The following is a 3,152-nucleotide window of genomic DNA, read 5'->3' as shown; positions in this document are numbered from 1 at the left end:
TCTGGCCACGGTAAAAGGAGTTGCTGCATCGACTGCGCGAGCCGAAAAAGCGCGTAGTAAACCTCCTCATCGCAGCCGCCCATCTCGGCCCGCCGCGCATACCACTGACGTGCGCTGAAGATGTCGCCCAAATTGAAGCAGGTCTCGGCAAGGAAGAAGACCGAGCGCGCGTCCTCGGGGTTGCGTTCGACGTTGGCCCGCAACTGATCGCGTTCCTGCTCAAACTTAGGCCTGAGCACATTGCGGTGCCGGAGCTCAAGATCGTCGTTGTCCTCGAGGCGCACATCAATCCGCGAATCGTCGCGCGCCGCGGTCTGGCGGGTCAGGCATTCAAGGGCCGCCAGCGCGTCGTGCAGGATGTCGGCCTGGCTGCGAGCGGAGAAAGCCTGGTAGCCCCGCTCGGCGAGCTCGCGTCGCGCGCACTCGTCCTCGAGCAGTGCCACACAGCGATCGGCCAGTTCGTTGTAGTCCGCGAACGCGACGCCGGACTCCAGGCCGCGCTCCAATGTCGGGTCGCCACCACTCTCAGAGACCACCGTGCGCTTATTGGCCATCAGGTAGGAAACACGCGCGATTTCGAAGATCTTCGCTTCCCAGTAATGAACGTTGAGGACGATCTTCGAGCGTGCGATCCAGGCATCGCGGCTCGCGCCTAGGGCGCCTAACAGCCATTTGACCCGAAGACCTCTGTCGTGCAGGTCCCGGAGAACGGCATACCGACGCAAGCTGGGCATGCCGTAGAAAAGTACGTCGATGTCTTCGGGGGCCGGGGCGATCCGCGTCAGCTCGGGGACGTATCCGATCGGAACGTAGGTGGGCCGGGGCAGCCCCAGCGTCGCCAGGTATTCGATGTTGGCTGGGCTGTAGTCCCACGTCGGGTAGCGACGAAAAAGGTCGACGAATTCAGCCGTCGCCATCCATGGCGAGTCGTGGCCCAATTGCTCGAGGTTGTAGAAGATGGGGTTTTTTGGCAGCTCCAAGCCGTACTGGAGTAGGTGGTTTGCGCCAAACACGATGGTGCGGCGGTCGTGGAGGTCGAGACGGGTGGTCACCACCGAGTCGTGGCCGAGCGCCACAAGGCCGTAGTGCACTGCCTCCGCGATCTCGCGAAATCCTCCACCGATGCTCGGATAGCTAGGAGGTGACACAACTGCTACGGCGAACCGCATGAATGCAACCTAGCCTAAAAGGCCGTGGGTTATGCCTGGGTAGGTCGAAGCTGAATGAACCAAAGCATAGGCCTAGATCTTTCGTGCAACCAGCAGATTTAGGTTTGATCAACTGAGGCAACCCGGTAACGAAATTGGTCGGGGCCTCGGAATCAGCGACGGGCATTGGGCAATGGATGAACGCAACGAAGAAATGCCGCGATTCCAAGGAAAACGCCATTCGGCATCGACGAACATGCATGGTTGAAGGCGAGGAAAATATCATTTGGAGGAAACGAAACCAGTCATACCGCGAAAAAGAAAACACGGAATTGACTGAGGTGATCAACAAGATCCACGAGGATCACAAAGGGCCGGCAAGGTACCGATGGCTGGACGCCGAACTGGCCAAGCTGGGTCGACTGGCACTCGCCTACGCGTGTACGTTGCCCGCCCGTGCTCAGGCCTGCATCCACGCCCGTACCACGCCGCCGCGATCCGCGACGCCGGGCGCGAGTTCGTGCCAGACGGGCCAAAACCAATTATGGTTTGCCAATATTGCATACATAGAGTCCGGCTGCGAGGCATATTTGGCAGCAATTATGGACTAGGAGGCTGCCGCAATGGACGAACTGCCGCGCAGCGAACTGTTCGACGAGGAGCTATACCTTCATACGTTTCCCGACATCGCGCTAGCCGTGCGCGATGGCAGATACTCATCGGGCTACGAACATTGGGCACGTCATGGCCGGTCCGAGCTCGCTTGCAGCCAGCGCGTGGCCGGGTCAACATTCCTGCGCGCTGAGATCGGCCACGGTGTCGGGGGCCCTGGGGCCACTGGCGACCTGGCCTGCGACGACCCGTTGGGTAATCCGACCGTCGGAGCGGCCTCGGTGATCGTTCCGGAGTCGGACTCCGCGCAGAAGCAGCATGCCGGGTATACACCCGTCAAGCGGCTGAGACGGGGTGGCCCGTCGGCTAATGCCGAGGCGGGATACCTCGTAGGCGACGAGCTTCGAGTTAAGCCGAGTCCCACCCGTCATGACGCAGAGCTCTCACAGAATCTCCGGAATCTAGTGAACGCCGGGGACATCGCGGGGGCAGCCGCGGTGATCGCCGATGCTGTCGACGCTGCGGGGCCGTCCGACGCGGCGGTCCTGCTCCTTGCCTTCGGGATATTCCGCCGCGCCCATCTTCCACCCGGCCGGCTCATCATCAAGGCCCTTGAGGCCAGACTCACCGATGCGCAGTACCTGAGTCTCGTCACCACCTGGACCGAATACTGCCGTGCTGGACTGTCTGAGGCAGAGGTGGAAAGCTTCCTCGCCGCGGTCACGACCGATCGCGGGATCCTGGACGGCACGCCGGGCCGCCGGTCGACCGCCCTCCACGACAGGCTTTTCCCGCTCATGTTGGCGACCATGTTCGGCAGTATCAGGCTGCCAGTGGCGCTGCAGATTCGTGTGGCGCTGCAGATTCGTGATTTCAACCAGCTCCAGAAGACGATCATCCATGAGCCTGACGAGACCGTACGCTCTCGGATCTGGTCCATCGTGCAGCCCGCGCTCGAGGAGTACCTAAAGGTAGTCTCGGCCCGCCAAATGCTGGTTGACTCGTCGGATTTGGCTTCGCTGGCCACTGAGTCCGCGACATCGCTATTCCGTGAATTCCACAAGCAGAACGCCGCGGAAGGGATTCGCTCAGTTAGGCGCAAGTCAGAGCAGGAACGCGACCGGTTGCTAGCCGAGGTCCAACGCAATCCCGAGAGTGCACGGTCGGTCTTGTTCCTCGCCGAGACCTATTTCCAGATGGGCGATTTCGCCGACGCCCGCAACTGGTGTACGCGACGAATCGAAATGGGCGGCAATGACGAGGAGATCTACTGGGCACTGTTCCGGTTGGCGGCCTCGTTGGCGGAACTCGACGAACCGTGGCCAGATGTTGAAGCCGCCTACCTGCGCGCCTGGATTTTCCGCCCGACCCGCGCCGAGGCGCTGCACGCCA

2 protein-coding genes and 1 pseudogene are annotated in these 3,152 nt (G+C 61.5%); 2 read left to right on the top strand and 1 reads right to left on the bottom strand.

What is annotated here, in order from left to right; genetic code table 11:
• Positions 1-1,169, bottom strand: a pseudogene (locus A5658_RS12255) (hypothetical protein); the annotation flags it as partial.
• 239 nt (positions 1,170-1,408) lie between these two features.
• On the opposite strand from A5658_RS12255, the gene A5658_RS12250 reads away from it, so the two are divergent.
• Positions 1,409-1,759 (top strand): hypothetical protein, encoded by a 351-nt coding sequence (locus A5658_RS12250; protein ID WP_067334751.1) that lies wholly within the window; start codon positions 1,409-1,411, stop codon positions 1,757-1,759.
• A gap of 465 nt (positions 1,760-2,224) precedes the next feature.
• A partial coding sequence (locus tag A5658_RS12245) for a tetratricopeptide repeat protein (RefSeq protein WP_369830513.1) occupies positions 2,225-3,152 on the top strand: 928 nt, incomplete at its 3' end.

Origin of the sequence: Mycobacterium sp. 1245111.1 (assembly GCF_001673405.1) — a bacterium.
GTDB lineage: Bacteria > Actinomycetota > Actinomycetes > Mycobacteriales > Mycobacteriaceae > Mycobacterium.
The sequence above is the reverse complement of the archived record's forward strand: the minus strand, read 5'-3'. Positions and strand labels throughout refer to the sequence as shown.